The organism is Rhizobacter sp. (assembly GCF_031412495.1).
GTDB lineage: Bacteria > Pseudomonadota > Gammaproteobacteria > Burkholderiales > Burkholderiaceae_C > Schlegelella_A.
In genome coordinates this window covers 1-5221 of record NZ_JANODC010000037.1, presented here as the reverse complement: position 1 = coordinate 5221, position 5221 = coordinate 1, and the positions used below count along the sequence as shown (strand labels likewise).

General features: G+C 71.4%; 6 protein-coding genes and 2 pseudogenes. 5 read left to right on the top strand and 3 right to left on the bottom strand.

The features are described from left to right. The first annotated feature begins 63 nt into the window (after positions 1-63). From hisF to AC30N0_RS01315, 4 genes and pseudogenes are all read left to right on the top strand, one after another. A pseudogene (gene hisF, locus AC30N0_RS01330) lies at positions 64-827 on the top strand (imidazole glycerol phosphate synthase subunit HisF). Further along, entirely contained in the window at positions 824-1483 is a 660-nt protein-coding gene (gene rsmD / locus AC30N0_RS01325; RefSeq protein ID WP_489516138.1) for a 16S rRNA (guanine(966)-N(2))-methyltransferase RsmD, read from the top strand. Before hisF ends, rsmD begins: the two are co-directional and overlap by 4 nt. After that, a complete protein-coding gene (gene coaD / locus AC30N0_RS01320; RefSeq protein ID WP_489516137.1) occupies positions 1480-1983 on the top strand; it encodes a pantetheine-phosphate adenylyltransferase in 504 nt (167 codons plus the stop codon). The genes rsmD and coaD overlap by 4 nt, the downstream gene beginning before the upstream one ends. A 35-nt stretch (positions 1984-2018) precedes the next feature. Continuing rightward, positions 2019-2291, top strand: coding sequence for a YfhL family 4Fe-4S dicluster ferredoxin (locus tag AC30N0_RS01315; RefSeq protein WP_489516136.1), 273 nt, complete (start codon positions 2019-2021; stop codon positions 2289-2291). A gap of 28 nt (positions 2292-2319) precedes the next feature. Here AC30N0_RS01315 and AC30N0_RS01310 read toward each other — a convergent pair whose 3' ends face one another. Continuing rightward, complete coding sequence (locus AC30N0_RS01310) at positions 2320-2733, bottom strand: hypothetical protein (protein ID WP_489516135.1); 414 nt, start codon at positions 2731-2733, stop codon at positions 2320-2322. Next, positions 2730-3461 carry an aminoacyl-tRNA hydrolase gene (pth, locus tag AC30N0_RS01305; protein WP_489516134.1) on the bottom strand — a complete coding sequence of 244 codons (732 nt, stop codon included), beginning with the start codon at positions 3459-3461 and terminating at the stop codon, positions 2730-2732. The genes AC30N0_RS01310 and pth overlap by 4 nt, the downstream gene beginning before the upstream one ends. Before the next feature lie 139 nt (positions 3462-3600). On the opposite strand from pth, the gene AC30N0_RS01300 reads away from it, so the two are divergent. Next, positions 3601-4770 (top strand): MFS transporter, encoded by a 1170-nt coding sequence (locus tag AC30N0_RS01300; RefSeq protein ID WP_489516133.1) that lies wholly within the window; start codon positions 3601-3603, stop codon positions 4768-4770. 96 nt (positions 4771-4866) lie between these two features. Here AC30N0_RS01300 and AC30N0_RS01295 read toward each other — a convergent pair. Beyond that, a pseudogene (locus AC30N0_RS01295) lies at positions 4867-5221 on the bottom strand (50S ribosomal protein L25/general stress protein Ctc); the annotation flags it as partial.

The window sequence follows — 5221 nt, the reverse complement described above, 5'->3', positions numbered from 1 at the left end:
CCCGGTCTTTGCCCGCGTGAGCGGTTCCGTCGATATATTAAGCCTTCGCCCGGTGCCTGTCTCATGCTCGCCAAACGCATCATTCCCTGCCTCGACGTCACTGCCGGGCGTGTCGTCAAGGGCGTCAACTTCGTCGCGCTGCGCGACGCCGGAGACCCGGTCGAGATCGCCGCCCGCTACAACGAGCAGGGCGCCGACGAGCTGACCTTCCTCGACATCACGGCGACGAGCGACGACCGCGACCTGCTCCTGCACATCGTCGAGGCGGTGGCCTCGGAGGTCTTCATCCCCCTGACGGTCGGCGGCGGCGTCCGCTCCGTCGCCGACGTGCGGCGCCTGCTCAACGCCGGTGCCGACAAGGTCAGCTTCAATTCGGCCGCGGTCGCCAACCCGCAGGTCATCCGCGACGCCTCGGCGCGGTACGGCGCGCAGTGCATCGTCGTCGCCATCGATGCCAAGCGGCGCGAGGGCGGGGCGCCCGGCTGGGAGGTCTACACCCACGGCGGGCGTCGCAACACCGGGCTCGACGCCGTCGAGTGGGCGCGCCGCATGGCAGCCGAAGGGGCCGGCGAGAGCCTCCTCACCAGCATGGCCCGCGACGGCACGAAGGGCGGCTTCGGCCTCGGCCTGACGCGGGCCGTCGCCGACGCGATCGAGATTCCGGTGATCGCCTCCGGCGGGGTCGGATCGCTCGAGCACCTTCCGAAGGCATCCGCATCGGCGGCGCCGACGCCGTCCTGGCCGCGAGCATCTTCCACTTCGGCGAGTTCAGCGTGCGCGAGGCCAAGGCGCTGCTCGCCCGCGACGGCATCCCGGTGCGGCCGTGAAGGAGCGCCCGGCAGCGCCCAGAGCGCCGAGAGCGCCGGCGCCGGCGCGGGCCGCGCTTCCGCGCGAGGTCCGAATCATCGGCGGCAGCTGGAAGCGGACCAAGCTGCCGGTGGTCGACCGGCCCGGCCTGCGCCCGACGCCCGACCGCGTTCGCGAGACCGTCTTCAACTGGCTCGGGCAGTCGCTCGACGGCTGGCGCTGCCTCGACGCCTTCGCCGGCTCCGGCGCGCTCGGCTTCGAGGCGGCGTCGCGCGGTGCCGTCGAGGTCATCCTGCTCGAGCGCGATCCGGCGGCGGCGGCGAGCCTGCGGGCGACGAAAGCCCGCCTCGACGCGGCCGGCTGCCAGGTCGAGCGAAGCGACGCGCTGCAGTGGATGGCGCGGGCCGCGGAGGCCTCCTTCGACCTCGTCTTCCTCGATCCGCCGTTCGAGTCGGACCTGCTGGCGCGGGCTCTCCACGTAGCCGGGCGGATCGTGCGCCCGAGCGGCTACCTGTATGTCGAGTCGGCGGCGCCCGTCGACGCGGCCGCGGCCGGTCCCGACATGGAGCTGTTTCGGGACGGCCGGGCCGGCGCCGTGCGGTTCCAGCTCCTGCGCCGGGCGTCGGCCGGCCAGTCGCTACACTCCGCCGACACCGAAGGGAGGCTCGCGCCGTGACGTCCGTAACCCGACTGACAGCCGTCTATCCCGGCACCTTCGATCCGATGACGCTGGGCCACGAGGACCTCGTCCGCAGGGCCAGCCGGCTGTTCGAGCGGGTGCTCATCGCCGTCGCCGCGGGGCACCACAAGCGGACGATGTTCTCGATCGCCGAAAGGATCGAGATCGCGACCGAACTGTCGGCGCGCTACCCCAACGTCGAGGTGATGGCCTTTCGCGGGCTGCTGCGCGATTTCGTGGTGGAGCAGGGCGGCAAGGTCGTGGTTCGCGGCCTGCGCGCGGTGAGCGACTTCGACTACGAGTTCCAGATGGCCGGCATGAACCGCCAGCTCATGCCCGACGTCGAGACGGTGTTCATGACGCCCAGCGACCAGTTCCAGTTCGTGTCCGGGACCTTCGTGCGCGAGATTGCCAGCCTCGCCGGCGATGTCTCCAAATTCGTGTCACCCTCGGTCCTCGACCGCCTGCAGGAGCGGGTGAAGCGGGCGGAAGCCTAGCCGCCCAGGGTCCGCCGGCAGCGCCGCATTCCATCATGTCCCTGCTCATCACCGACGAGTGCATCAACTGCGATGTCTGCGAGCCCGAGTGCCCGAACCAGGCGATCTCGATGGGCGCGGAGATCTACGTCATCGATCCGCGCCGATGCACCGAATGCGTGGGCCACTTCGACGAGCCGCAGTGCGTCCAGGTCTGCCCGGTCGCATGCATTCCGGTGAATGCAGTGCTGGCCGAGTCGCAGGAAACGCTCTGGGCCCGCTACCGCCGCCTGCAGGCCGAAGCGGCGGCTGCCGCAGCGCCGGTCTAGGCTTCCAAAGGGCCTGAAGCTGCCTCTCTCAGCGCGGCTTGGCCCGGGGGACGTCGGCAACGAAGTCCTTCTCGTCGAGAACGCGGATCTTCGCCTTGGCTTTCTTCTTCGGCTTGAGCGCCGCCGCGGCGGTCGCCGCCGGCGCCGGCGTTGCGGCCGGGCCCAGCGAACCCGCCCTGGCCGGCCGCTGGGCCGCTTCGCGGGCGCGGCGATCGCGCACCATGTCGTCGGCCAGGCGCTTCTCGCGTGCTGCGACGGCGCGTCCTTCGGCCAGCCGGTCGGCGGACGACGCGAGGTCGTCGGTGACGACCAGCTTGCCGCCCGGGCATGGCGCGGCGCGGTACTCGTTGCCGCAGCGGTAGGCTGCCTGCGCCTGGGCACCGGTGCCAAAGAACGTCAGGGCCAGGGCGGCGAGGGTGAACAGTCTCGGGTTCGAACTCATCTCGGTTCTCCTCGGGGATCGCTGACAGCGCCCGTTGCTGCATCCACGCGATCGTCCGCTGCCGCTGCCGCTGCCGCTGCCGCTGCCGCTGCCGCTGCCGCGGCCGAGGCATCGGCGGCGACCGCCGACTTTTCGGAGCGCGGCGGCCTGGGCCGGGGCGGCCGGGCGTTGATCTTCATCGTCGCGCGCTCCATGTCGCCCGCGAGCAGCAGGTCGAGCCCCTGGAGCGCCTGCTCGATGCTCTTCTCGATCTCGGCGCGCTCGGCGGCTGGCGGCCTGCGCAGCACGTAGTCGATGACCTCGGCCTTGACGCCGGGGTGGCCGATGCCGAGGCGCAGGCGCCAGAAGTCGGCGCTGCCGAGCTGCGCCTGGATGTCCTTGAGCCCGTTGTGGCCCGCATGCGAGCCGCCCTGCTTCAGGCGCACGTGCCCCGGCAGGAGGTCGAGCTCGTCGTGGGCGACGAGGATCTCGTCGGGCGCGATCTTGAAGAAGCGCGCCACGGCCGCCGCCGACTTGCCCGACAGGTTCATGAAGGTCGTCGGCTCGAGCAGCCAAAGCGGCCGCCCGCCCACGTTGACGCGCGCCGAGAGACCGAAGTGGCTGCGCTCGGGCGCCAGCCGGGCCGAGAGCCTCGCCGCGACCGCGTCGACGAGCCAGAAGCCGGCGTTGTGGCGCGTGCTCTCGTACTCCGGGCCGGGGTTGCCGAGTCCCACGATCAAGCGAATCATGCGGCGATTATCGAGTGCCCGGCTCTCGCGGACGGGCCGCTAAGATCACTTCGCTCGTCCGAGGGAGGCGGTCAGGACGCAAGAGCGCGAAGCCGGCCCAGGCCGCGATCACGAGCCAACCGAAATCGGGCCACCCACGGTGACAAACAAGACGGGAGCTGTCGTTGCGCTCGGAACGGCACAGACGCTTTCCTGGGCTTCGTCGTACTACCTGCCGGCCGTTCTCGCAGCACCGATGGCGAGGGACCTGGGCGTCAGCCAGCCAACGATCTTCGCCGCCTTCTCCGCGGCGCTGCTCGTGTCGGCGCTGCTCGGACCCCAAGCTGGCCGCGCCATCGACCGCCATGGCGGCCGGCCCGTGCTCGTCGGCTCCCACCTCGTGTTCGCGATCGGTCTCGCCGGCCTGGCATCGGCCGACGGGCTGCTGACCCTGTTCGCGGCGTGGGCCGTGCTCGGGCTGGCCATGGGCTGCGGCCTCTACGAAGCTGCATTCGCCGCGCTCGTGCGCCTCTACGGGCGCGACTCGCGCAGCGCGATCACCGGCATCACCTTGCTGGCGGGCTTCGCCAGCACCGTCGGCTGGCCGCTCTCGACATGGATGGCGGGCGAGGTCGGCTGGCGTGGAGCGTGCCTCGCGTGGGCCGGCCTTCACCTGGCGCTCGGCGTGCCGCTCAATGCGTTGCTGCCCAGGGCGCCCGCGTCGGCCGCGCCTGCGCAAATGTCCGTGGCCGACGCCGAGCCGCTCGCCGCGGGCGATGGCTCTGCGACCCGAACGACGGTGCTGCTCTCGTATGCCTTCGCCGCGACCTGGTTCGTGAGCACGGCCATGGCCGCGCACCTGCCGGGCATCCTGCAGGCCGGCGGCGCGAGCCTGGCCGCGGCCGTGGCCGTCGGTGCCCTCGTCGGGCCGGCGCAGGTCGCCGGTCGACTGCTGGAGTTCGGCTTCCTTCGCCACGTCCACCCCTTGCTCTCGGCCCGGGTCGCCGCCCTGCTGCATCCCGTGGGCGCGGCAGTCTGGCTGGCGCTCGGCGCGCCGGCGAGCGCCACCTTCGCGGTGCTGCACGGGGCCGGCAACGGCATCCTGACGATCGCCAAGGGGACGCTCCCGCTCGTCTACTTCGGGCCGCTCGGCTACGGCTACAGGCAGGGTCTCCTGACAGTGCCGACGCGCTTCGCGCAGGCCATGGCTCCGTGGCTCTTCGGGCTCTGCCTGGCGCGCTGGGGCGCCGGCGCGATGCTGGTGTCGGCCGGCCTCGGCCTGACGGCGCTCGGCGCCCTGCTGCTGCTGCCGAAGCCGCGCAGCCCCTAGCGCGGCCTCGCAAGGTGCGGCAAGGGGCACGGCCCCCCCGACCCGCAAACAAAAAACCCCGCCGAAGCGGGGCCGGAGTCCCTGCGCAAGCAGGACTTATTTCTTGTTCTGCTTTTCGGTCTTCTTCGCCTTCGCCGCCGGGGCCGCCGGAGCGACGACCGCGACCGGGGCGACCTCTTCCACTTCAGCCGCCTGCACGTTGGCCGAGACGATCACCGGATTCGGCTTGCCGTGCGTCACGACCTTGGTGCCGGGCGGCAGGGTGATGTCGCTGACGTGCAGCGACTGGCCCTTGGTCAGCTCACCGAGGTCGACGGTGATGAACTCCGGCAGCTGCGAGGCCAGGCACTGGATGTTCAGCTCGTTGACCACGTGGTTGACGACGCAGGCGTCGGTCTTGACCGCCGGCGAGTTCTCCTCGTTCACGTAGTGCAGCGGCACCTTCTTCGTG

Bases quoted from the DNA above. Each gene is read 5' to 3' on its own strand.
- AC30N0_RS01315 (WP_489516136.1), top strand. From the start codon at position 2,019: ATGTCCCTGCTCATCACCGACGAGTGCATCAACTGCGATGTCTGCGAG.
- pth (WP_489516134.1), bottom strand. From the start codon at position 3,461: ATGATTCGCTTGATCGTGGGACTCGGCAACCCCGGCCCGGAGTACGAG.
- AC30N0_RS01310 (WP_489516135.1), bottom strand. From the start codon at position 2,733: ATGAGTTCGAACCCGAGACTGTTCACCCTCGCCGCCCTGGCCCTGACG.